This window comes from Brumicola blandensis (assembly GCF_031846165.1).
Taxonomy (GTDB): domain Bacteria; phylum Pseudomonadota; class Gammaproteobacteria; order Enterobacterales; family Alteromonadaceae; genus Glaciecola; species Glaciecola blandensis.
This window is the reverse complement of sequence record NZ_JAVRIE010000005.1, coordinates 228,815-253,265: the sequence shown is the minus strand read 5'-3', so window position 1 is coordinate 253,265 and position 24,451 is coordinate 228,815. Positions and strand designations below refer to the sequence as shown.

Sequence of the window (24,451 nt, the reverse complement as noted above, 5' to 3'; positions counted from 1 at the left end):
CTTCTTTTTATGAATGTGACGTAAAGCCTTATTTTACTTCGCCCTTAAACTACAAGGCCGTAAATATTATTGTTGCTCGTCACGAGTTGAAGAAACATCACGTAATGGAGAAAACCCATCCGTGAGACTTTCCTGATGGTTAAAGTACAACCAACGATACCCTAGTATGCCGATTTGAAACTATATGTAAACCAAAAAAAAAGTGATCTTTTTTGGCAATTGTGTAACAAGAGTTAAAAGCATTCATTAGGACATACATGAAGTATTATTTAACCTTTGTTTTTGTTGGGGGTTTTTTCTTTAATTCTTCAGGCTGTTCTTGATTCGGAATTTCACAATCGCCATTTTCATTGCGGAACTCTTCGCTACAAGTAGTTTCTAATTTATTTGCAGTGGACTCGCTCAATTTTTTTAATGATTTTGAACTTCGTTTGGCCTGTTCACATGCTTCGGGATCGCTGGTTTTGCTACAATCTATAGAATCCTGATTATCTATACTTGTTGTTTCTTCATTTTTCATCGAGTTTTCCTGACAAGCACTTAAAGAAAATACGCAAAAAATTGCAATAAAAGTCAACGTTAAACGCTTCATGCATGTAATCCTGTATGTTATCCTAAAATCGCTTTTTCAGGCTAAGCCTGCATCCTTTCGACACTGAATCAAGAAAATCAAAAGGAATCAAAAGGACCGATTCGCGATTAACTCGCACCACTGATGTTGTGCGCTTTAATCTTGTTATTTCACCCATCATCGATTCGAGAAATAAAATATATGTTGCCAACTAGGTTATGCCGTTTTAATCGATTTGTCACTTGTTTAGCGCTTTCATACTCTCTTCCAAGCACCGTTTTTGCCTCAGATGATATTGCTGATGCCAAGGCTATTGAAACGATTAGTATCATTAGTCAGCGTAATTTATTAGGTACCGAGGGTTTGGTTAATCAAAGCACGGTGGGTATTAATTTTTCGGATATCAACGACAGCCAAGTCAGAGTAGCAGATCTTTTGGCCACTCTCCCAGGAGTGGATATTTCTGGCCAAGGAGGTCTGTTTCAAAGTTATAGTGTGAGAGGGTTTAGTCGATGGCGATTGCGCACAGAAGTTGATGGTATTCCTATTTTTACTGACCGTCGAGCTGGTAATTCAGTGTCATTCGTACCGCAATCTTTAATGTCGGGTTTAAATGTTGCAAAAGGACCAAGCTCAACCCTTTATGGCTCGGATGCATTAGGTGGCGTAGTCAGTTTATTTACAAGTAACTACGGAGTAGAACAAGTGGGCGTCGTCACTGAGTCTAATGGTCAAAACGCAGAGCTTTTTGCGACATTTGCGACAGATTATGAAAACCATCAGTTTCAAGGCGGGATAAGCCATCGACAATCTAATCAGCGTGAAGATGCAAACGGTAACAACTTAGATGATGGCTTCGAACAAACGACTGGCTTAGCCAAATATAAGACTGAATTCAATGACCTGGATGTTGAAGCTATGTTGCTTACCAGCAAAGGTAGCGATATTGGCAAAAGCTCTGGCTTGTTCCCCATCGAACAACAAACTAGCTATCCCAGCGAAATCCACAATTTGGCGAAATTAAAAATAAGCTCATCTAGTGATTGGTTACTTAGCCTGTATCATCACTATCAAAATTGGGACACAGATACACTGCGGGTCGGATCTCGACGTAATTTTACTGAGTATCAATCTAATACGATCGGGGCAACAGGCTTAGCTGCTTTGTCTTTCTTTGATGGTAATGGACGAATTGGTTTCGATATCGTCTCTCGTGCAGGCGTGGATATTAACGACAAAGAATTCGACTTGGAAAATAATATCCAAGCGGACGTGAAGATATTGGCAGGCAAGCAAGACAATGTTGGCCTCTTCATCGATCAGCATTGGCGAATGGAAGACCACAGCATCTCTGCTGGTATTCGTTTTGACCACATAGAACAAGAAGAAAGTATCAGTGCTACATCGCGTTCAGCAAACCGCATTAATTACAGCTTTAATTCTGAATGGCTGCTATCAGAAGCATTGGTTTTGCATGCTGAATTTGGCACAGGATTCAGGTTTCCAACGCTCTCAGAACTGTACTTCAATGGCTTAACGCCTCGTGGCAACACCATTGGAAATCCAGATTTAAAATCAGAGAAAAGCCAGGGCGGCCAGATTACTTTCGATTACGCTGCGAGCAATAACGTTGCGCTGAACTTACAAACTTACTATTACGCACTCGATGACTATATTGAAAGATTTCGTTTAGAAAATCGTGATAGGACATTTAGAAACCTTGATGAAGCAACCATCAAAGGGTTTGAGGCGTCAGTAGTTTGGCAAGTAAACTCATTTGTTACACAAAGCTTCGCCTATCAGCAGCAAAGTGGTGAAGATACTAATGGTGCCACGCTAAGCGACATATTGGCATCTCGGGTAGATATAAAGACTCACTGGCAACGCGGAGATTGGACGCTTGATAATGTGATTCAACATGGGCTGAAACAAGATGATGTGGGTGATGGAGAGGCGAGCCGGAACAGTTACATCGATTGGTCTTTAACTGCAGCCTACCGTGTAAACAACGACCTTAAACTTAGCATTTATGGCCGTAATCTACTAAACGAAGATATTCGAGCCGCGGCAGATGAAGACGCCCCTCAACAGCAAGGGCGAAACTTCGGAATTAAACTGGTTTACGAGTACTAGCTTAGTAAATACTAGGAAGGGTCTACTTCTTGGGCCTTTTCCCACTCTACTAGTTTTTGCTTCGCTGCTGCGTCCACCCTCGCCTTGTTTTCTTGAATCCACCAGCGTTCCATAATGCGAACGTTTTTCTGATTGGCCTTGTAAAACAAATCAACAATATCACCCACGATAGGAATAAAACCTAAACCAAAATCGATAACGCTATTTCGTAACATAGCTGTACGAAGCGGTTGTGGTACGCCTAATTGCTTACCTAGTTGCACAATCCTTAGTGAAGCCAGCAACATGATGGCGTCACCTATCCCGGGGATCAGTCCGACTAAAAAATCAAGACCTACACGTATACCAACGAAGGGAATGGGAATCGCGGTATCGAGTAAGTTGGCTATCGCTTGCGCTTGTAGCAAGGCACTCGGCGCGCGAAAGTCTTCATCTTCCATTTATTTATCACTCACTTGGTCGACACCCATCTCTTCTGCTAACTTATTTCTTTGCTCATAAACGCTAGCATCATTGAGCTCTGTGTTCCAACCTTGAAGATTACTCTCAATCAAATTAAACAACATATCGATATGCTGGTCGTCACTATTTAACGCTTCTATGTATTCGTAGCGTTCACCACCCGCTTCTTCAAAGTATTCACGATTTTCTTCGCCAATTTCTTCTATTGTTTCTAAACAATCAGAGGAGAAACCAGGACAGACGACTTGCACAGATCGCACACCAGTCTCAGGTAACGCCTTTAAGGTATGGTCTGTATAGGGCTTTAACCATTCCTCACGTCCAAAGCGAGATTGGAAAGTGGTCATATATTCTGAGGAATGCAACCCAAGAGCCTCAGCAACCAAACGAGTTGTCTTGTGACATTCGCAGTGATAAGGGTCGCCGTTTAACAAATAGCGCTTCGGAATGCCATGATAAGAAAAAATTAATTTATCCGCACGAGGATGGGTTTCCCAATGCTTTTTGATCTTGTCAGCGATACATTGAATATATTCAGGGTTATCGTGATAGTGACTAATAAAGCGCATATCTGGCAACCAGCGACGCTTTACGAAATCTTCGGCAACGGCATCAAATGTCGATCCGGTTGTTGATGCACAGTATTGCGGATATAAGGGTAGCACGACGATCTTTCTCGCGCCTTTTGATAAGAGACTTTCAATCGCGTTTGATACCGAAGGTTGTCCATAGCGCATTGCATAATCGATAATGACATTATCGCCATACTTTTCTTGCAACTTACGCTCAAGCGCTACCGACTGATTTTTAGTATGCACCAGTAAAGGAGAGCCCTCTTCTGTCCATACAGTGCTGTAAGCTTCAGCGGATCGTTTAGGTCGAATATTAAGAATAATCAGATTAAGTACGCACCACCATATGACTTTGGGCACTTCAACCACTCTCGGATCAGACAAAAACTGTTTAAGATAAGGCTTAAGTGCCTGTTTTGTTGGCGCCTGAGGCGTGCCTAAATTCGACACCAGCACGCCAATCTTATCGGCTTGAGCATGCGTAAAGCTAGTTTGGGACTGATATTTCATGATTCCATTTCAACTACATATTGATTCAATGTGTTCACATACGGACAAGCCCCAGATTTGGACTTGCCGTATCGCTCGGTTCTTATGGAATATAGTAGGTTTCTGCGCCAGGTCCAACTGGCAAACCAAATAAGAATACCCATAAGTAGAATAATACTGACCAACCTACAATAAAGGTAAGCGTGTAAGGTAACATCATTGCAATCAAGGTTCCCATACCGAGATCTTTCTTATACCTCGCAGCAATTGCTAAGATAAGGCCAAAATAGCTCATCATGGGTGAAATCACATTAGTCACGGAGTCACCTATTCGGTATGCCGCCTGAATTACCTCAGGGGAATAGCCTATCAACATTAACATAGGTACAAAGATCGGGGCAGTCACTGCCCACTGCGCTGATGCACTGCCAAGAGAAAGGTTGACAATACCGCACATCATAATGAATAACAGGAAGACTTCCGGACCATCAAGACCAGTAGCTTGCAAGAATGTTGCGCCTTTTACCGCTAAAACTGTGCCTAAGTTTGTCCACTTAAAGAAAGCAACAAACTGGGCAGCAAAGAATACCAAAGTGATATACAAACCCATAGAGCTCATACTTTTTGCCATGGCATCAATCACATCGCGGTCATTTTTCATAGTACCCGCAATGCGACCATACACAAAACCAGGAATGGCAAAGGTAATGAAAATGAAAGCAACAATGCCCTTAAGGAAAGGAGAACCTTGGACTAAGCCCGTTTCAGGATGACGTAAAATACCATCTTCTGGCACAACTGTTAAAGCAAGCACGGCACATACAAGGAAAAAAGAAACACCTGCCCATTTAAGCGCTTTCTTCTCTTGCGCTGTGGGTGCATCCATTTTTTGTTCGCCCAAATCAATTGACGCCTCTGAGGGATTATACTCACCTAGTCTAGGCTCAACCACTTTCTCCGTCACAATCGCGCCCATAGTGGCAACAACAAAGGTACTTACAAACATGAAGTACCAGTTTACTTCAGGGCCAACCACATACTCAGGATCTATCATGTGGGCTGCCGCTTCAGTAATACCGGCTAGCAGAGGATCAACTGTGCCCAATAACAGGTTTGCACTGTATCCAGCGGACACACCGGCAAATGCTGCCGCCAAACCTGCCAAGGGGTGTCTTCCCAATGAATGGAAAATCATCGCGGCTAATGGAATTAATACAACATAACCCAATTCAGACGCCGTGTTTGAAACAATGCCGGCAAATACAATGACGATGGTGACCATACGTTTTGATGCGTTCATTACCATAGAGCGCATTGCTGCGCTTAATAGCCCAGAATGTTCTGCAACAGAAACACCTAACAAAGCAACAAGTACTGTCCCCAGAGGTGCGAAGCCAGTGAAGTTTGTGACTAAGCCTGTCACAATTCTCATTAGGCCTTCAGCATTCATTAGGGAAATAACTTCTATCATGCCGTCAGGATCGCGACCCTTCGCTGTTAATGGACGTGGGTCAGCCACACTGACATCGAAGTAACCGAGTATGCCACTCAGGATGACAATAAAGACGGCTAAAATAGCAAACAGAGTAATCGGGTGTGGAAGAAGATTACCTAGCCATTCAACGGTTGCTAAGAATCGGGAAAACCAACCCGATTGTGCCATGTCCTGGGGTTTGGAAGAAGATGAACCGGAAGTGTTTTTACTGCTACTCAAATCTCACTCACTTTTTTTATTCTTGTTATTCTAATGTTAAATTATACCTAAATTATGATTTCATGATATGAAAAATTACTCGGCCAATATCGCCCCGCTTGATGGGGATCACAAAATAAGTTTATAAATCAGTCAAAAACAGAGTAGAATTCATCCAAGTTAGATAAATGGTCTCCTGAGATCGTACCAAGAAGGGCGAAGGGAATGTCAAAAAAGTCGAACGAGTCTGGTCAAGAATCGAAACAAGAAAATACTCAGTTGAGTGAAATGGAACAATTGCGACAACTGGTATTTGGCGATGCTAAACACGCGTTAGAGACACAGATTACTCAAGTTCATACGGACTTATCTCAAGCCATAGAGGCGCTCAGAGAGTTTCAGTTAAAACAATATGAAGAGTTAAATGAAAGCATGACAGCTAAGTTTGCTGAAATGGAAACTAAACTCGACAGTATTGATGCCCACCATGAAGATAATCACAGTGCCCAAGTAAAATCCGCTGAAAGCCTCCAATCTCAAATAGAAATGACAGAGTCAGCAGGTAAAGACGATGCTGATGCCTTAAATGATCGAATTAGCAAAGAAATTGCGCAAATTAATGTCGTATTTGAAGCAAAATACGCAGAAGCAATGAAAAAGCTAGAACAAGTAACACACGAACTGACAGACAGTAAAACAGATAGGAAAACCTTGGCTAGGCTCTTGGCAACAATGGCAACTAATCTGGAAACAGATTAATTTCTCATGCAAGAAGATGAGCAAGTGCAAAAGGACGGCACTCAAGAAGAACAACAACTTGAGCAAGTGCGACAGATATTGCTCAAGCAAAAGCTAGAACAAACAAAGTCAGAAATCCAATCCGAGTCCCGTGCAGCCGTTGCACAAGTCCTAACAGAAGCTCTGCATGACCGAGACAGTGCAGACGGTTCCGTGCAGAAAGTGTTGCAACCTATGGTCGCTAAGTCGGTTGAACGCTCAATTAAAAAACAACGCCAAGATTTCGTTGACTATCTTTACCCTCTCGTAGGCAGTTTAGTTAGAAAAGCAGTTGCTGTATTCTTTACTGACTTTATCGAGAAAACCAATGACATCATTGAGAACAGCTTTACATTTAAAGGTTTAAAATGGCGAATTAATGCATGGCGTTCTGGCATTTCATTCAGTGAATATGTGGCTTCACAAACGTTTTTATTTCGTGTTGAACAGGTACTCTTAATTCACAAAGAAACCGGTAACTTACTGCATTCCCTCGCAGCCAGCACAACGGATACACAAGACGCCGACTTAGTTTCTGCAATGTTAGGGGCAATTAATGACTTCGTCGCTGACTCTTTTCAAAGTCCAACGCAAGAGAGTGGTGAACAGCATTTAGGTCAAATCAAAACGGATGATTTCACCCTATTCATTCGACAAGCGCCGCAAGTCATCTTAGTGGCTGCTGTTACAGGTAATATGTCACGAACCGGCCTCGAGCAACTGCAATTCACATTAGAAGAAATACAACGCATTTACTTCAATGAATTACAGAGTTATGCAGGTGATGCAAAGCCCTTCGATAGTACTTCAGGCCTTCTCCAAGACTGTTTGTTAGCAGAAGAAAAGGCTGAAATTGATGATAAGAATAAACGCCCTTGGTATGGCTGGATTACCCTTGGTCTTCTCTTTGTAGTCTTAGCTTGGTACTTATATGGATGGTGGGTAACGCACCAAGTAGTTAGCAAGATTGAGGACTTAAATCCACCTCCTGGCATCGTGATACAATCACTGAGTAGTAGCGGAAGATATCAAGTTGAACTCTCATCACTCAGAGACCCCATCGCCCCAGAAACATATACTTGGCTTGCTGAAAACAACATAAACACAGATTTTATTCGACTAAAAGAAGTCGTCTTTTTGTCTGTCGATAAGCGAGTGATTGCGCAAAAAGTTACCCAAACTATCTCTGACTACCCGACTTTACGCTTTGATATCGAAGCCATGACATTAGGCGGAGAACTCCCTATTAGCGAGTTCCAATCAATGACAAGCAAACTGAATCAGATTCCTGGCCAAAAATTGCTACAAATTGATACTAGTCAAGTTGTACTGCTGAATAATCAAATAGACTTATCACAATCTCAAGCAGTCAATGAACAGCTTTTTGTTACGCTTGTCGGTGAAATCAGTACGGTACAAATCACTTTTGAAAGTGGTGAGTCTGGCTTAGGTGAAGACCAAAGCGCCAATTTAGATAAGGTTGGAGAACTCTATTTAAAAGTCGAGGCACTTGCTACTCGATTAAATCGTAGTGCGAATTTAGTGATTGTGGGTGCTAGTGACAGTACTGGTGAAAGCGCATACAATCAAAGATTAAGTAGACAACGCGCGTTAGTCGTTCGGGAGGCCCTCGTAGAGAGAGGCTTGAAGCCTGAACATGTGTTTTCCGTTGGTGTTGGCGAAATTGACTTACCGGGTGATATCAAATCCACGCGTAAGGTCCTGTTTAATGTCATGTTCGCCGAACTAAATAACTGAGTTGTATTCATATGCTGCAAAAGAAAATTTGCGTATTAGGTCCCACGGGAGTCGGAAAAACGAGTCTGATTAAGCAGTTCGTGGAAGGTATTTTCTCGGAAAAATACCTGACTAGCATAGGCGTTAAGATTGACAAAAAAATTGTAGATTCAAGTTTTACGCCGGTTCAACTGATGCTTTGGGATTTAGAAGGCATCGATAAATACTGCGGTTTTAATCCGAGGTATTTAAGAGGGGCCTCCGCGTACATTATTGTCATGGACCAAACACGCAGTGCATCTTTCACAGAGGCTGTAGAGATTTTTAAAGAAGCGCAAAAACACAGTGACATCCCAGCAGTACTTGTTATAAATAAACATGATTTAACTCCGGCTATGAGCTGGGATAATAACTCTCTGGAGGACTTGTCGGCGGCGTTTAAAGGCAGCTTTCATACGAGTGCCAAAACAGGCCATCAGGTGGAAGAAATGTTTCACTTCTTAGCCACAATGTTAACGGAATAGCCATATGCAACCATCTATCATTCAAGCCCTTGGGATTATTGATTGCGCAGTCTTTAAGCTGCAAAAAGATAATGATTTTGAAGTGGTTCAAGCCTCCCCGGAATGGGTACAGCAACTGATCCCAAATGCGAATGATGGAAAACAAGTTGATTTAGGCGAGGTCAGTTTGTTTCTAACAGACTTCCTTGTTGATGCCCACGAATTCTGGCAACTGCATTCAGAAGGTCAAGTTCACAGCGGTATATGGACCGAAGTGCTCAATTCAAGTCAATTGCACTTAGAAGCTATTGCGGCAAGCGCGGATAACGAGCGTTACTTGGTCATTAATAACGTTAAACAAGCTTACCAGCGACAACAAGAAACTTTGCAATTGGCCCGCGAATTACTTATTTCAAATGATAAAGTCATTGAAAAACACGATTACATGCATGAGCGTTTACGCTCAGTCTTGTTGCGTTCCAACCTTGGTATGGAAGATAGTATTCCCATGCGCGAAGCCATCCAGTACGCTTCAATTGGTGTAATTATCACTGACACTCATTTTAACATCCTTGAATCCAATCCATCCTCTTTTGCATTATTTGAACTAGATGCTGAAATTACTGATCAACAACCTATCAACATAATGATGTCTTTGTTGGGTAAGCAACATCCGGAAAAAGAGCGGATATTTGAAACTGGTTCAACTTGGTCGGGGGAGCTATATTGGCATTCTCCCCCCAATCACCATAAATGGATCCAAGTGAGTATTAACCCAGTCAAAGATCAAAATGGGACCATACAGAACTGGATATTCACACTAAGTGACGTTACTCGAGTGAAGTACCTGTTACAAACGAATGAAGACTTATCACTGCACGATGCGCTCACGAACCTTCCGAATCGACAGTATTTTTGGCAGACCCTAGATCAGACTATTGCGTCACAAATACCTTTCTATGTTATCTATTTAGACGTACACAACTTTAAAAATATCAATGAATTACATGGTCATCTAACGGGCGACCAAATGTTGGCTAAAATAGCTCAGCGTTTACGCGGCCTACTGCCAGATAAGGACTTTCTGGCTCGCATTGGCGCTGATGAATTTGCCATTGTTCACTTTTCGGAGAATGCCAGCAAGCCAGACTTCAAGGCCTTTCTTGATGATACGATAATGCTATCAAACAATATTCATAACGCCAGTCTGGAGCCCTACTACACGAGTAAGAACGATCGCTGTGAATTACCACTCAAAATAGGTGTCTCGAACTACCCTTCTGATGCAAGCTCAATTGAAGAGTTAATGAAGTATGCTGACTTAGCGCTACACCATGCTAAGCAAAGGGGAGCTGAACCGGTTCAATTTTACTCTCTTGATTTAAAAATCGCATCGGAAAGAAGGTTAAAGCTAGAGGAAGCTTTGCGACACGCGATTGAAAAAAACCAATTTGAATTACACATTCAACCTATCTTTGATCTGTGTAGTAACAAAATTGTGAAGGCTGAAGCCCTACTTCGTTGGCATATGGATGATGAGGAAACAATCAGCCCAGAGGAATTCATTCCAATTGCAGAAGAAAGCGGACAAATTATTTCAATTGGTCGCTGGGTCATTTCCGAAGTATGCCGCGTGCTCGCAAGGTTAACCAAAGAATCCCTATCTGTGCCTCTGAGCTTAAACCTTTCTCCTCGTCAGATTTCAGATAGACATTTATTCGACTTCATCAACAATGCAGTCATCAAAAATAGAGTATCTCCAGATTTACTCGAATTAGAGATAACTGAGGGTGTCCTTGTCGATAACCATGAAAAGGTCCGTAAGCTGCTGCAAGAGCTTCGAGAAATGGGTGTTAGGGTGGCTATCGATGATTTTGGCACAGGTTATAGCTCGCTAAGCTATTTAAAGTATCTCCCGATTGACTGCTTGAAGATTGATCAATCTTTTGTTTTTGACCTGGCAACCAATCCCGATGATCAAGCAATTGTGCTAGCGGTCATCGCTATGGCGAAAAGCTTAAAGCTGAAAGTAATTGCTGAAGGCATTGAGAATGAGATGCAGAAACGCTTCTTAGAGGAACATGAGTGCTTAACAGGGCAGGGATTCTACTTGAGTAGACCTTTGCCGGTTGATGATTTTATTACACTAGTAAACGCTGGCTAGTCGAAGAATAACCCCTCACACATCTTAGTGTCGTTTTATTTGCTGGCGCTTAGAGCGTAAAAGTGAGTATTCTCCCAACGATTATACTCTTTAGGGTAGATGTCGAATTTTCTTACATCAGTAAAGCCAAATGTATTTAACAAGGCCATTTCTGCCTCGACATGGCGATAGTTAGCAAAATAATTAGATCCTATTTCTTCAGAATAACCATTAACGGTAACATCTTCATGTATGCCCATTTGATTCTTAACTATCAAGCTTCCTCCTGGCTTCAGCAAATCGAAAGCTTGTTGATAAATTGACTTCGCTTCTGCTAAGTTGAAGCAATTCATAACACCAAACAGTGAGATGATATCGAAGGTTTTTTGTTTGATGGGTAGCGCTAAGAGGTCGGCATTTATCACTTCAATATTCGGCGACGTTGAAATGAATTTAGAGAAGTTTTGGTATTTTTCTACGGCTGTAATATGCTTAAAGTCATCTACTAAGGCATTTATCAAGAGTCCTGTTCCTGAGCCCAAATCCAATAGTGTCTTCTGTTTAGAAGCTCGCTTTTTCATAAATTCAATATCGTACTGTGAAAAGTCCTTTGCTTTGTTTCTTGTTTCGGTCGGACATTGGATTCGCTCCGCCATTTTGTCGTAGTATTGGATTACATCTTCATTTTTCATTTGACCAACTCTCTATAAATTTAATCGCGTTTTTGTAATCCTCATACGTATCGATATCTTGAGCTCTAATCTTTAGATAAGGAAGAGGTAGTAAACCTTCAATTTGATTGAATACATTAGTCGATAGGTATTTGATGTTATCTCGTTTGATTTTGGCCGGTCCAGACCATTCAAAGTCACCGTTGTCTAAAGCAAAAGCAATGACATTTTTATTGTCGTCTGTTTTTATAAAAACTGCGTCTTCAGACACAATATCACTGCAACCAACGTACTCCCCGTCAAAGTCAATGCAATGGTCTACATCATCAGGATGCACCACCAGGTCACCATCCCACGCGACACAAAATTCATTTGCATGACGTGATCCTAAAAAAAAGCTTGTCCCTGTTTTTGTTTGAAAATAGTCATGATTGTATACAAAAATCACATCTTCTCTTTTATCTAAAACTGCTTGAATGACGCTACGTGCCTGAAAGCCCACGACTACGCGTAAATCCTCGACCTTTTCAAACACTTCTAGCTGAAAGTGAATCAACTTTTTACCGCCTACTTCAATGAGCGCTTTCGTTTTGGCTAGACCTAAACGAGAACCAATACCTGCGCAACTTAGCACAACTGACGTTCCCTGTTGCGCATGGTTGATTTGGTGCAGGAGTCTCAACAAACTGCATTCATTAAAGACCGCGTAATCTGCTACTGACATAATACTGTTAGCTGGATAGTGGGTTAGTCCACAGGCAATAGCAATATCGGCCTGACGCATCGCTTCCATATCATTGTTGCCATCACCTATGAACACAACTTGATAACCTTCAGCTTGATAGCGTTTTACAATGCTTTCTTTTTTTAAAATCGATTTAAGCTTCACAATCTTATTGTTTTCAACGATTGCACTTGATGAATAACACTCACAACTCAATCGGGAGGCAAGCCCACTTACCCACTCACAACAGTTACCCGTCGCAATAACACATTGTTCATGACGCGTATTAATAAACTCAGCGATACCTTCAAAAAGCTTTACATTGGAGAGAAGCTGGTTCACTTCATTGACATCAAGCTTCCCAAGAATCGCAACACGCTGTATAAAACTCTCAACAAAAGGAATATTACCAGCAATCGTTTGTTCGGTTAGGGCATTAATTTCATCTTCAAGACCAAATGAATTAGCAATCAACGGCAATGTCTCTTGCTTTGTCACTGTTCCGTCCAAATCAAAAATGAATATGGTTTTTGATTTACTAGGCATCGGTTTGGTCACTTCCATAGATGACTTCACTTGTAAAAGTTGAATTTTTAATGACTTCGATTGGAACACATTGCCAATTGGCCCCTGTACCTATCGAAACATCTTGTTTAGGAGTATGCCAATCCCCATAGGTGAACTTAAGGTACCCATCATAATCGTTGGGTACAAGGATTCTGGTATCTTCCCACAAAAGGGAATCTAGCTCATGAAGATGGTGCGCTGGCGTAAACCACGCACCAAAGCTTTTTAATTTGACGGCTTTTCCATCTTCTACACCTTTCATCGCGATAGATGTGGCAAAAGGCTTGAAGTGATATCCCTCTTTTGCCTGAAATGTCAGACTAAAGAAAATAATCCGCCCATTTTGATCAATATCACGACGTATATGCCAGTCAACTCTATCATCAATTTTACTGACGGTTCGCAATAGAAAATCTTGAACACTTTGCGCATGGATAACGTCGGCAGCTAGATCAACATCGTCGTCCCATTCGATAAGGTCATTCTCTCTTACAATACCGAGTAAAGTACCATAGTCAATGTGTAGTGGGACATTCTCCTTACATGCATTGCCGCAAATAGTTTTGACTAAGTTTCTTGCTAAGCCTAGGGTTGCCGGGTCACGAAAGGGGTGCTGATTTTCAACATCGTTTTTAAAATACTTCTTATTTGGTGTGAAAATTTTGGATTCAGGAATATTGAAATCTTCAATGAGCTGCTTTTTGATGGTGCCTTCCCAATAGCTCCCAATCACTATTTCGTCAAAATCATAATCACCTATTTGCTCAGGAGGAATAATAGGCATATCAAAAAAGACCTTACCGTGACGTGCTGTATCGTTGTCTACTGCCGCTAAATAAACCCGGTCATTAGGCAGATTATTAATCAAGTGAGTAGCAGAACTTCCAGTACCAAACATCAGCGCTTTTTTCATAGTCATTGCTTATAAAGATTAGCTTAAGTTAACAATAATAACGGTTACTTACCAAACAACTTGAACAAATTTGATACAAAAAATGAAATTGGTACTTGGCTTAGCGTCTGTTACAAATAGTTAGCAATCGTTTCCAATAGATGGGCTCGTTCATACGGTTTAGGGATATAGGTGTCAAAGCCTAGCTCTCTGTAAGTCTCAACCTCACTGGCCATTACGTTTGCTGTGAGAGCGATAACAGGCAAGTTTCTTAATGATCGCATTGCTCGAATTCTCTTGATACATTCACAACCGTCCATCACAGGCATGGCAATGTCCAAAAGCACTAAATCAACAGTTTGCTTGTTCAAAAATTCAATCGCCTCAACACCGTTATACGCTGAATGAGTTTCTGCACCATTTTGCGTGAGAATCGCACCAGCAATCTCGATATTAATAAGGTTGTCATCCACAACTAATATCGATTTTCCTTTAAGATCAATTAAATTGCGTTTCTTTCTATCTACCCGCTTTTCTTTACCTTGCTGTTTATGTCTTAAGGTAATACAGAACTTAGTACCAACCCCTACACTACTTTTGACAGACATCAAGCCTTCCATTTGCTCAACTAGCTTCTTTACAATAGACAAACCTAAGCCAGAGCCACCACTTTCTCGGGTAGTTGCTAATTCAGCTTGAGTAAAAGCATCAAATATTTTATCCAAGTTTTCATCAGCTATTCCTTTGCCTGAGTCTTGCACGTATATCTTTGTAGTCAAAATGCCCGAGTATTCTAATGACTTTATCGTCACTTTTACCTTTCCACTGTCGGTAAACTTGATTGCATTGGACAACAAATTGAAGATTATCTGGCTTATCCTTGTTGGATCGCCTATCGGAACCAAATCATCTTTACCATAATAGTCTAGCTCTAGCTGCAATCCCTTTGCTTCAGCGTCCTTTCTAAATAGATTCTCAGCATCCACTAAGAGCTCTTTAAAACTGAATGGAATCTGTTCTAGTTGAAGCTGGTTGGCCTCAATCTTTGACAGATCTAGGAGATCATTAATGATTCTCGTGAGTAAACGAATTGACGTGCTTGCCTTTAGCAAATAGTCAGCTTGTTGTTCTGTTACCTCAGTATGTAAGCACAGATCTAATAATCCATATACACCATTCATAGGTGTTCGAAGTTCGTGTGAAATATTTGCCAGAAAACGAGATTTTGCGGTGTTCGCTGCAGTGGCTTGTTCCATTGCTTTCTGAGCTTTTTCTTCAAGACGTTTAAACTCTGTAATGTCATTGAAAGAAACCAATAACCCTACTAACTCTCCATTGTCAGAATGCATACCGATGCGCATTATTTCTCGATGCTTGCGATTGCCTTGCTCGTCTTCGAATATATCATGATAACGAATTTTGGCTTCTCTATCGCCAATAAGCGTTTGCTCCATTTTCTGTATCTTTTGCACCTGATCATTGGGCAGAAAATCAGAATCCTTGGAACCTGCTATATCAGATAGGTTTTTAAGTCCCATTTGTGCTAAAAACTGTTTATTTGCACCGACGTAATTAGAATCAGCATCTTTCCATAAAATTGCAAAGGGTAGATTATTAAGCACTGTGTTCAATATAGTTTGAGAATAGTCTAATTTTACTTCAGTGCGCGTCAAGTTGGCTTTTTGCAATTCGCTAAGTTTGATTAAATACTGATTCACACGAATTACCAAAAACAATACTACTGAATTTATAAAAACATAGCTGAGTATATAGACCAACCAAGAAGACGTTCTTAGACCATACTCACCAACATCAACTTTAAAGGTATAACCTAACTTATTGATAAATACCAAATACAAGATTAATGCTGCCGCACCACCAACATTAAAGGCAATAGCTGCTCTAAAGTTGAGTATCATTGCGCTGATAATGCTACAACCATAGAGAAAAATAGTCCCACCAGCTGACAAACCAAAGTTATGCAAGCCAGCAACACCGCCTATAAATAAGGTGATACAGAGAAACTGACCGCGATAAGTGTAGTGAATATTTTTACTAAAAATGACAATCACTATCATGCTAATCACAATAACAGTGTGCAGAGCCATGACTGGCATGAAACCCAGAGTGGATATTCGGCTTAGGGACGCAATAAGAGTGATAATGGCAAAAGCAGCAGAAAGGTTAAAGAGCGTTGTGGTTAAGCGCTCTTTAATATCATCCAAGGTGATATTCTGAATATTCATTTGCATGAAGTGCGCTGCTTCCTGTGATTAAATAAATAAAGCGATGAAAGCGTATTCCAATCTGAATTCACCGAACTAAAAAATAAGAGTATCCCAAGACGTAAAAATTGTCATTTTAATCGCACAAAAAAAAGCCTGAACTATGACAGTTCAGGCTTTTGGCTTTATTTACCTTTTGAAGATACCTTACTTTTTTCCGCCTTGGGCATTTAGATATCTGAAGAAATCGCTGTCTGGTTCCAAAATCAGGACATCTTGTTTGCTATTAAAGCTATTTTTGTATGCATCCATACTTCTTAGGAATGAGTAGAACTCAGTGTCCTTTGAGAAGGCCTCTGCGTATATTTGAGCTGATTGGGCATCACCTTCACCGCGCAGTTGACGTGCATTACGTTCAGCATCGGCAAGCATTATCGTTACTTTCGCATCGATATTAGCACGAATGATTTCACCCTGCTCTCGACCCTCTGAACGATATTCTCTTGCTGCTGCAGCACGCTCAGAACGCATACGGTTAAAGATCGATTCACTGATTTCAGTTGGTAGATTGATTTGCTTCACTCGCACATCAACAATCTCGATACCTAGCTCATCAGAACTCCCAGATGCTTGCTCCATCGCTTCATCCATAAGCTCGCTACGTTCACCAGAAACAATCTGCTTAATAGTACGTGAACCAAATTCAGAACGGAGACCGTTATTTACCTTTTGCTTAAGTAAGCTCTCAGCTTGGAAGCGGTCGCCACCTGTAGACAGATAGTAACGTTCGAAGTCTTGAACTTTCCATTTCACATAAGAGTCAACGATCAAATCTTCTTTCTCGATTGTCACGAAACGGTCTGGCTGCTCATCCAAGGTTTGGATGCGTGCATCTAAGACTTTTACTTGATCAAAGAATGGCATTTTAAAGTGTAAACCAGGGGCATTCACTTGTGTTACGCCTTCATTGTCTTGTAATACCTTACCAAAGCGCACAACAATAGAACGTGTCCCTTCTTTAACTACGAAGATTGAGCCATAACCAATCGCCAACAAGATAACTAAAACAACTGCTAATAAATTCTTCATGCTTAGTTTCTCCCTTGTCTGGTTGTCGAGCGGATATTGTTATTTTGAACTCGGTTTAACAATGATTCAGCATCAGACGAATTACGTAAACCTTCTAAGGTGTTTTTCGCTTGATCACGCTGAGCTTGGGTTTGCGAGTTCTGACGCTCCATGATTTTATCCAATGGTAAGTACATCATGTTGCCGCTACCTTTAGTATCGACCATGATTTTGCTAGTGCTACTGAACACTTGCTCCATCGTTTCGATGTAAATACGCTGTCGAGTCACTTCCGGTGCAGCAATATACTGAGGTAAGAGTTCTTCAAAGCGTGCAACTTCACCTTGTGCTTCCAAGATAGAGCGCTCTTTATACGCTTGTGCTTCTTCGTTCATACGGTTTACTTGACCACGAGCTTTCGGCTCAAGTTCACGTGCATACGCCTCTGCTTCACGGATAAAACGGACTTCATCCTCTTGCGCCGCAATAGCATCATCAAATGCTGCTTTTACTTCCTGAGGAGGTCGCGCATCTTTAAAGTTCATATCGATGATCGTCACACCAATATTGTAAGCACTAATAATACCCTCAAGCTCTTCACGAACTCGCTGACGAGCCGTTTCACGACCATCAGTTAAGATATCATCCATTTTAGTGTGACCAACAACGTAACGAATTGCACTGTCTAAAGCTTGACTAAGACTAGTCTCAGGGTCTGTAACAGAGAACGTCCATTGATATGGGTCGGAGATACGATACTGCATTTCCATTTCAACCCTAACCATGTTTTCGTCTTCCGTTAGCATCGCCCCTGCAGAACCTTGGTCCCTGATGCTTTGAACGTTGACTGGAATAACTTCGTCGATAAACGTCATTTTCCAACTCAAACCAGGCTGCGCTAGAATTCCAGTATTCTCACCGAAACGTAATAACACACCACGCTCTGCTTCTTTGATGGTATAGAAGCCGCTGAGTGCCCACACGACCAATAGGATCACTAATAGTAATCCGACACCCATGCCGGTATAGCTTTTACCGCTACCGCCGCCACCAGCTTTGCCGAATTTACCAAATAAATTCTTTAGTACGTCATCTAAGTCTGGTGGCCCTTGTTCCTTGCCACCGCGATTTTTCCAAGGGTCGTTTTTATCACCACCCGGCTCATTCCAAGCCATATAGTTACTCCGTAAGTAATGTCATTAATGTGAATACGTAAAGCGTAATCGATTAGATTTTCGATTACGCAAATAATTCTGTTACAAGATATAATTGGTTAGACGATGCTCTAGTTGCTTATCTATTTTATTCCAATCACTTTCCAGCATTTTTACATCAACAAGCCAATCGCCTTCGTCCGAGTAGCTTTGTTCCGAGATACAATTTAGATTATAGAGTATTCCACGCAACCTGCCCTCATTTGGAGGTATTTTTAATTTATGCTGCACCATCGTCTTGTGTAAACATTCAGTGAGGGCAGATTTTAATAAATCAATACCCAAACCTTCCTGTGCTGAAACCCAAACCCGTATCGGTCGACCTTCATCATCACGATCTATCTTCGGTTCAACACCCTCTAAGCGATCAATTTTGTTGCAAACGATGAGTTGCGGTACTTCACCCGCATCTATTTCATCTAGAACTTCATTTACTTGGTCAATGTTTTCACGATATTGATCATCTGCGTAATCAATAACATGCAACAATATGTCGGCTTCTTGTGTTTCTTGCAATGTTGCTTTGAAAGCGGCAACTAGATCGTGTGGTAAATGTCGAATAAAGCCAACCGTATCTGCCAGTATTGCCTGTCCAACTTCTGCTAGTTCAATTTTGCGAAGTGTGGGATCGAGAGTCGCAAATAATTGGTCGGCTGCGTACACTCCCGCATTTGTAATGGTATTAAAGAGCGTTGACTTGCCGGCGTTAGTGTAACCAACGAGAGAAACAGTTGGTATTTCCGCCCTTTTCCGTGAACGTCGCCCTTGCTCACGTTGTTTTTGAACTTTTGCTAAACGGCGTAAGAGTGCTTTTACTCTGCCACGCAGCAAACGTCGGTCGGTTTCTAATTGAGTTTCGCCCGGACCTCGCAAGCCAATACCACCTTTCTGACGCTCCAAGTGAGTCCAACCTCGGATTAAGCGAGTGGAAATATGGCGTAATTGGGCCAATTCAACTTGTAACTTGCCTTCATGGGTTCGTGCTCGCTGAGCGAATATATCTAATATAAGACTGGTTCTATCAAGCACACGGCAACAAACGAGTTTTTCTAAGTTGCGCTCTTGTGAAGGTGATAGTTGGTGATTAAAAATAACGACATCTGCCCCGATAGCTTGCACAGTTTCGGCAATTTCTTCGGCTTTGCCGCTGCCGACAAAATATTTAGCATGAGGGGCATGACGAGACGTAGTCAGCACGGTTGCGGTTTTCACTCCGGCTGAACTCACTAACATCTGAAGTTCGTTAACGTCTTCCTTGTTGTTCTCATCCGAAAAATCAACGTGAACTAAGACAGCCTGCTCACCGGCTTCGTAACGATCAAACAAATAGGGCTCCGATTACTGAACGTGATAAATTGACGTGAAGTTGAAGCCGTGCGAACTATTCGCTTTGACCGTCTCCATCGCCTTGTGTTGGCATGACAATAGCGCGTGCTGGCACCACTGTAGAAATCGCATGCTTATAAACCATCTGGCTAACAGTATTTTTCAACAAAATAACGAATTGATCAAACGATTCAACTTGGCCTTGTAATTTAATACCATTAACTAGGTAGATTGATACAGGGATGCGTTCTTTTCTCAATGCGTTCAAGAATGGGTCTTGTAGTGATTGACCTTTAGCCATTTGCGATCCTTACTCTTATTATTATGTTTTATTCTTTGCGAATAGTCTCACTGCTGATGCAGTGTATACTATTAAAACAGAAATATGTACCGAATTTTACCTAATCCTGCGCATTACCGCATTGATATTATCGACATTCCCAGTTTCAAGCTCAATAGCGTCTGACCAGCTTCTTAGCCAAGTAATTTGACGCTTTGCCAATTGCCTGGTTGCTATAATGCCTTTTTCTCGCATTGTCTCCCAAGCGACTTTTCCTGTGCCATATTCACCAGCGAGATAAAGCCACATTTGGCGGTAACCTACGCTACGAATTGCCGGGAGATCAATATGTAGTGTAGTGTCATTACGCAGTTTTGCGACTTCTTGTTCAAAATTATTCGTTAGCATCAAATCGAAGCGTTGCGCAATGCGCTCATGCAAGACGTTTCTGTCCTGTGGCATCAGACTAAATTCAGTAAACATATAGGGCAAAGGCTTGGGTTTAATGGCTTGAAGCTCTGTTATTGTTTTACCACTGAGTTCAAAGACTTCAAGAGCCCGCATAATCCTTTGTGGGTCATTTTCATGAATACGTTGGCCGCTCTCTGGGTCTAACTCACTCAGTTTACGGTGTGCTGCGCTCAACCCATGAGTATCAATAAATGCTTGGATTTGAGTGCGTACGTTTTCATCCGCGTTCGGCAAACTTGATAGGCCCTTAATAAGACCATTAAAGTACATCATTGTGCCACCAGCCAGAATGGGTACTTTTCCTCTTGCAACAATATCTTCAATACAAGCTATCGCGTCACGCCGAAACTCGGCAACAGAATAAGTCTGATTTGGCTCGATGATATCAATCAGCCAATGTTTTATGCCATCTTGCTCAGTTAAATCAGGTTTCGCCGTACCAATATCCATACCACGATATATCAACGCAGAATCTACGCTAATAACCTCGCCATTTATTTGTTTGGCTAATTCTATCGCTAATGCGGTCTTGCCAGACGCAGTTGGCCCCATCAGCGTAATCACTTGAGGCTGATTGGCAAGATTAGTCTCAGCTTGAATTATTTCACTCATGCTTTGTGCTCATGCCTTCTACACTCGAATTTATGGGCATTTCAAATGCTGAGCCAAATTTCTGTAATAACTCAGATTGTTCACTTGTCGCTAGCGAAGACAACCAATTGTCTAGTTCAACATAACTAAATTCATGAGCTTGCGACCAATACATACATAAAATTTGCATTAGCTCCTGTGCCCCGCTAACAGGCTTTGAATGAGCAACAAGTTGTGGAAATATTGATACCCAAGGCAGTTGCCTGAGCGCTGCAGGGACTTGCTTGAGGATCCACTTGTTCATCTGGAATTGAATATCCATACCTAATGTTTTCATTTCATCCAACATTGCTGGGGGCTCTTGCTCTTTTACCGACACTGGCATTAATAATGGCTGCTGCACTTGTGATGACTGAATTTGTTTGAATAGGGCTTCAGCTGGAACGAACCAAGCGGGCAATAAACTGAGAGCCACAAGGCTTTCATCTCTCGTTTTCTGGTTTGAAGCTTGTTTGACCAACATTTGATTATTCGGTAACAACAGCCATGATGGCTCTATTCTGCTCTCTTCGTTTCGACTGCTTTGGGAACTCATCAAATTCTGATAACTGACTGACGCGCTCTTAGATACCTGGCCCTTACCTTGAAACCCCGATGATTTAGGCGTGTAGTTAGATTGCGATAAGCGCGACTCTTTTTGTTGCAATGGCGCGATATAATCAGCATTTGGGCTCGGCGTAGCATACGACTGCGGGCTTGGCGTTGGCGACGAACCATAGCCATGTTTAACTTCCGCAAATAAATCGCTTACCTTACTTGCTGCTGGCAAACCATCTTGCTTACCGTCAGATTCTAGCTCTTCCTGGGTAAACTCGATCTCACTGGTAGATGCACTCAGTAATAGCGCATCAGAAATACTCTTATAAATTAGGTCATGTACTTGGCGAGTTTTGTGAAAACGCACTTCATGTTTTGCTGGGTGAACATTGATATCAAGTTCATCAGGAGGCATCGTAATAAACAATACGAATGAGGGGTATGTTTGTGAATCTATCATGCCTTCAAACGCTTGCCTGATTGCGTGAATAATCACCTTATCTTTCATCATGCGACCATTCACAAAGCTATATTGCAAATCGTTTGTTCGGCGCCCTTGTCCAACAGCATTGCACCAACCTGTGATGACGACGCCCTCAAACTCTCCATGAATAGCAATACTAGTATCAACAAAACCCTGGCCACAAACATTCGCTATCCGCTTATGTTTTAGCTCTTCTACTACTGCTGGAAATCGATGAACAACTCGACCATTATGTTTTAGAGTGAATGCCACTTCGTAATGGCTCAATGCAATTCTTTTGATAATCTCTTCTATGTGCTGAAACTCTGTTTTTTCAGCTTTTAGGAATTTACGCCTGGCGGGAGTATTAAAAAACAAATCAAGCACTTCAACTGAGCAGCCCTTTGGATGGGCCGCAGGGTTTAACTGAATTTGCATATCCCGGCCTTCGGAATGAGCTTGCCAAGCTTCTGTTTGGTCAGCTGTTTTTGAAGTAAGCGTTAACCTACTTACAGAGCTAATACTGGCGAGGGCTTCGCCTCGAAAGCCCAAAGAAGTAATAGATTCTAGATCATCAATATCTTGAATTTTACTGGTAGCATGGCGGCTTAAGGCCAAACTCAGCTCTTCTTTTGGAATGCCTTTGCCATTGTCTCTGATCAACATACGCTTATGGCCACCCTTATCTAGTTCAATAAGAATGTCTGTTGCACCAGCATCGATGCTGTTCTCAACCAGTTCTTTAATAACAGATGCGGGCCGCTCAACCACTTCACCGGCGGCAATTTGGTTGGCAAGAATGGCTGGAAGTATCTTAATAGTCACCGTTATCGATCGCTTTTGGTTATAGTCGCGTGTGCGGCTAGTATGCAGGAATGATTAATACTTGGCCTATTCTAACCAAATCACCATCGAGTTTGTTAGCTTCTTTTAGGCGGTCCAGTTCGACATTATAACGCTGAGCTAATAATGATAATGACTCGCCGCTCTTCACTTTGTGTTTACGCGGTTCGTTATCACGCTCTTGTGCCCACAAAGTGCCGTCTGGTGGTGTATTTCTAAAGTAGAGTTTAATTGAACGAAACAGAGAGTCAGCTAACTGCTGACGGTAAGCACGCCAGTTCAAGTTTTTTTCTTCTTGAGGATTAGAGATAAAGCCTACCTCGACCAAAATAGAAGGCGTTTCTGGCGCAGTCAATACCGCAAAGCTTGCGCTTTGTGGGCTGCGTTTATGCATCTTTGTGACCTTTTTCATTTCTTTGATCACTTTGTTGCTGATGTCATAACTCGAGGCACGTGACAAATCCATCGACATATTAAAAATAGTTTCAGCAAAGTAACGCTCGGTATCTCTATCACCAATAACGTCGGCTGCCGAGCCCAGTAATTGTGAGTCTCGCTCAGTCCTTTCTAACAAACGACCGAGTTCCGTATCAGCGCGTCCCTTAGATAACACCCATACTGAGCCACCTCGCGGTTGAGGTGTACTAAATGCATCCGCATGTATCGATACGAGTAAGTCGGCATTTTCTTTAGTGGCAACATCTGGGCGATCGTTTGGACTGATGTAGTAATCACCTGAACGGGTCATCACCGCACGTAAACCAGGCTCTTCATTAATGCGTTTTTCAAGCATTTTGCTAATGCTAAGTGTGATGTTTTTTTCGTAGGTGCCTTTGGGTCCGATGGAGCCTGGATCTGCGCCACCATGACCCGCATCGATCACAATGACAATGTCCTTATCTCTTTTAGGTGCAGCAGTATTGGTTGCCACCGGTCTTGGGTTTGGATCTTTTAAATCGATAACAACACGATGCCCAAAATCTGAGGTTGGATTCAGGGAGAACACCCCTGGTTCGACCGCTTTAGTAAGCTCTATGACCATTCGCAAGTCTGATTTGGACTTAGGTGTCGAGTGGCGAATGCGTTTTATAAGGCTGCTTTGATTGTCGATGTTGTCGAAAGAAAAATCGCGATTAGTGTTTTTTAAGTCTACCACTAAACGTTCAGGGGACCGTAAACGAAAATATGAAAAACTCGTCTCTTTACTCACGTCAAGCACAACGCGAGTATTTTCATTTGCGGGGGAAATGCGTACTGCCTCAATATCACCTTTTGTTTGAGCATTAGCATTTAAGCCAAAAATCACAAAGGCCAACAAGGTAATGATGTGGCGGGTTAGATTAAAAATTTTCATCGTTTTTTATTATTATTAGCTTACTACTCGATTTGAATCTTGATAATAACATAAAATCCTTACTGCCCATATTATCCATCCAAGC

The 24,451-nt window shown here is 41.8% G+C and carries 20 protein-coding genes; 5 read left to right on the top strand and 15 right to left on the bottom strand.

Features of this window, described 5'->3' with window-relative positions:
• Positions 1-265: 265 nt before the first annotated feature.
• Positions 266-592 (bottom strand): hypothetical protein, encoded by a 327-nt coding sequence (locus RM544_RS13350; protein ID WP_311362297.1) that lies wholly within the window; start codon positions 590-592, stop codon positions 266-268.
• A 180-nt stretch (positions 593-772) separates the two neighbouring features.
• On the opposite strand from RM544_RS13350, the gene RM544_RS13345 reads away from it, so the two are divergent.
• Complete coding sequence (locus tag RM544_RS13345) at positions 773-2,704, top strand: TonB-dependent receptor plug domain-containing protein (protein ID WP_311362296.1); 1,932 nt, start codon at positions 773-775, stop codon at positions 2,702-2,704.
• 11 nt (positions 2,705-2,715) lie between these two features.
• Here the strand turns inward: RM544_RS13345 and RM544_RS13340 are convergent, their stop codons facing one another.
• The 3 genes from RM544_RS13340 to RM544_RS13330 form a co-directional block, all read right to left on the bottom strand.
• Positions 2,716-3,144, bottom strand: coding sequence for a DUF4112 domain-containing protein (locus tag RM544_RS13340; RefSeq protein WP_311362295.1), 429 nt, complete (start codon positions 3,142-3,144; stop codon positions 2,716-2,718).
• Positions 3,145-4,248: a ferrochelatase gene (gene hemH / locus RM544_RS13335; protein WP_311362294.1), complete on the bottom strand. Its 1,104-nt coding sequence runs from the start codon at positions 4,246-4,248 to the stop codon at positions 3,145-3,147.
• A gap of 82 nt (positions 4,249-4,330) precedes the next feature.
• On the bottom strand, positions 4,331-5,890 hold the full coding sequence (locus tag RM544_RS13330) for an AbgT family transporter (RefSeq protein ID WP_311362365.1): 1,560 nt from the start codon (positions 5,888-5,890) through the stop codon (positions 4,331-4,333).
• A gap of 255 nt (positions 5,891-6,145) precedes the next feature.
• On the opposite strand from RM544_RS13330, the gene RM544_RS13325 reads away from it, so the two are divergent.
• The 4 genes from RM544_RS13325 to RM544_RS13310 are packed head-to-tail and all read left to right on the top strand — an operon-like array spanning position 6,146 to position 11,101.
• Entirely contained in the window at positions 6,146-6,679 is a 534-nt protein-coding gene (locus tag RM544_RS13325) for a hypothetical protein (RefSeq protein WP_311362293.1), read from the top strand.
• Between the two features lie 6 nt (positions 6,680-6,685).
• Positions 6,686-8,455: an OmpA family protein gene (locus tag RM544_RS13320; protein ID WP_311362292.1), complete on the top strand. Its 1,770-nt coding sequence runs from the start codon at positions 6,686-6,688 to the stop codon at positions 8,453-8,455.
• Between the two features lie 11 nt (positions 8,456-8,466).
• A complete protein-coding gene (locus tag RM544_RS13315; RefSeq protein WP_311362291.1) occupies positions 8,467-8,958 on the top strand; it encodes a Rab family GTPase in 492 nt (163 codons plus the stop codon).
• Between the two features lie 4 nt (positions 8,959-8,962).
• A complete protein-coding gene (locus RM544_RS13310; protein WP_311362290.1) occupies positions 8,963-11,101 on the top strand; it encodes a putative bifunctional diguanylate cyclase/phosphodiesterase in 2,139 nt (712 codons plus the stop codon).
• 35 nt (positions 11,102-11,136) lie between these two features.
• Here the strand turns inward: RM544_RS13310 and RM544_RS13305 are convergent, their stop codons facing one another.
• From RM544_RS13305 to RM544_RS13255, 11 genes are all read right to left on the bottom strand, one after another.
• On the bottom strand, positions 11,137-11,772 hold the full coding sequence (locus RM544_RS13305; protein WP_311362289.1) for a class I SAM-dependent methyltransferase: 636 nt from the start codon (positions 11,770-11,772) through the stop codon (positions 11,137-11,139).
• Entirely contained in the window at positions 11,762-13,039 is a 1,278-nt protein-coding gene (locus RM544_RS13300) for an HAD-IB family phosphatase (protein ID WP_311362288.1), read from the bottom strand. Before RM544_RS13300 ends, RM544_RS13305 begins: the two co-directional genes overlap by 11 nt.
• A complete protein-coding gene (locus RM544_RS13295) occupies positions 13,014-13,955 on the bottom strand; it encodes a LicD family protein (RefSeq protein WP_311362287.1) in 942 nt (313 codons plus the stop codon). The genes RM544_RS13300 and RM544_RS13295 overlap by 26 nt, the downstream gene beginning before the upstream one ends.
• A 110-nt stretch (positions 13,956-14,065) precedes the next feature.
• Positions 14,066-16,186 (bottom strand): ATP-binding protein, encoded by a 2,121-nt coding sequence (locus RM544_RS13290; protein ID WP_311362286.1) that lies wholly within the window; start codon positions 16,184-16,186, stop codon positions 14,066-14,068.
• A gap of 180 nt (positions 16,187-16,366) precedes the next feature.
• Complete coding sequence (gene hflC / locus RM544_RS13285; protein WP_311362285.1) at positions 16,367-17,248, bottom strand: protease modulator HflC; 882 nt, start codon at positions 17,246-17,248, stop codon at positions 16,367-16,369.
• A gap of 2 nt (positions 17,249-17,250) precedes the next feature.
• Positions 17,251-18,402, bottom strand: coding sequence for an FtsH protease activity modulator HflK (hflK, locus tag RM544_RS13280; RefSeq protein WP_311362284.1), 1,152 nt, complete (start codon positions 18,400-18,402; stop codon positions 17,251-17,253).
• Positions 18,403-18,483: 81 nt separating this feature from the next.
• Positions 18,484-19,767 carry a ribosome rescue GTPase HflX gene (gene hflX, locus RM544_RS13275; protein ID WP_311362283.1) on the bottom strand — a complete coding sequence of 428 codons (1,284 nt, stop codon included), beginning with the start codon at positions 19,765-19,767 and terminating at the stop codon, positions 18,484-18,486.
• Between the two features lie 55 nt (positions 19,768-19,822).
• Positions 19,823-20,068: an RNA chaperone Hfq gene (gene hfq / locus RM544_RS13270; RefSeq protein WP_311362282.1), complete on the bottom strand. Its 246-nt coding sequence runs from the start codon at positions 20,066-20,068 to the stop codon at positions 19,823-19,825.
• Positions 20,069-20,164: 96 nt separating this feature from the next.
• The gene (gene miaA / locus RM544_RS13265) at positions 20,165-21,130 is read right to left on the bottom strand and encodes a tRNA (adenosine(37)-N6)-dimethylallyltransferase MiaA (protein WP_311362281.1); all 966 of its coding nucleotides are present in this window, start codon (positions 21,128-21,130) and stop codon (positions 20,165-20,167) included.
• Complete coding sequence (gene mutL, locus RM544_RS13260) at positions 21,123-22,994, bottom strand: DNA mismatch repair endonuclease MutL (protein WP_311362280.1); 1,872 nt, start codon at positions 22,992-22,994, stop codon at positions 21,123-21,125. Before mutL ends, miaA begins: the two co-directional genes overlap by 8 nt.
• Positions 22,995-23,031: 37 nt before the next feature.
• Positions 23,032-24,366, bottom strand: a complete 1,335-nt coding sequence (locus RM544_RS13255; protein ID WP_311362279.1) for an N-acetylmuramoyl-L-alanine amidase — start codon at positions 24,364-24,366, stop codon at positions 23,032-23,034.
• Between the last annotated feature and the right edge of the window lie 85 nt (positions 24,367-24,451).

Coding starts and splice junctions, on each gene's coding strand:
- miaA (WP_311362281.1), bottom strand. CDS start 21,130: ATGAGTGAAATAATTCAAGCTGAGACTAATCTTGCCAATCAGCCTCAA.
- RM544_RS13295 (WP_311362287.1), bottom strand. CDS start 13,955: ATGAAAAAAGCGCTGATGTTTGGTACTGGAAGTTCTGCTACTCACTTG.
- RM544_RS13330 (WP_311362365.1), bottom strand. CDS start 5,890: ATGGCACAATCGGGTTGGTTTTCCCGATTCTTAGCAACCGTTGAATGG.
- RM544_RS13310 (WP_311362290.1), top strand. CDS start 8,963: ATGCAACCATCTATCATTCAAGCCCTTGGGATTATTGATTGCGCAGTC.
- RM544_RS13345 (WP_311362296.1), top strand. CDS start 773: ATGTTGCCAACTAGGTTATGCCGTTTTAATCGATTTGTCACTTGTTTA.
- RM544_RS13300 (WP_311362288.1), bottom strand. CDS start 13,039: ATGGAAGTGACCAAACCGATGCCTAGTAAATCAAAAACCATATTCATT.
- hflC (WP_311362285.1), bottom strand. CDS start 17,248: ATGAAGAATTTATTAGCAGTTGTTTTAGTTATCTTGTTGGCGATTGGT.
- RM544_RS13305 (WP_311362289.1), bottom strand. CDS start 11,772: ATGAAAAATGAAGATGTAATCCAATACTACGACAAAATGGCGGAGCGA.
- RM544_RS13340 (WP_311362295.1), bottom strand. CDS start 3,144: ATGGAAGATGAAGACTTTCGCGCGCCGAGTGCCTTGCTACAAGCGCAA.
- RM544_RS13350 (WP_311362297.1), bottom strand. CDS start 592: ATGAAGCGTTTAACGTTGACTTTTATTGCAATTTTTTGCGTATTTTCT.
- RM544_RS13325 (WP_311362293.1), top strand. CDS start 6,146: ATGTCAAAAAAGTCGAACGAGTCTGGTCAAGAATCGAAACAAGAAAAT.
- hemH (WP_311362294.1), bottom strand. CDS start 4,248: ATGAAATATCAGTCCCAAACTAGCTTTACGCATGCTCAAGCCGATAAG.
- RM544_RS13255 (WP_311362279.1), bottom strand. CDS start 24,366: ATGAAAATTTTTAATCTAACCCGCCACATCATTACCTTGTTGGCCTTT.
- RM544_RS13320 (WP_311362292.1), top strand. CDS start 6,686: ATGCAAGAAGATGAGCAAGTGCAAAAGGACGGCACTCAAGAAGAACAA.
- RM544_RS13290 (WP_311362286.1), bottom strand. CDS start 16,186: ATGCAAATGAATATTCAGAATATCACCTTGGATGATATTAAAGAGCGC.
- hflK (WP_311362284.1), bottom strand. CDS start 18,402: ATGGCTTGGAATGAGCCGGGTGGTGATAAAAACGACCCTTGGAAAAAT.
- hfq (WP_311362282.1), bottom strand. CDS start 20,068: ATGGCTAAAGGTCAATCACTACAAGACCCATTCTTGAACGCATTGAGA.
- RM544_RS13315 (WP_311362291.1), top strand. CDS start 8,467: ATGCTGCAAAAGAAAATTTGCGTATTAGGTCCCACGGGAGTCGGAAAA.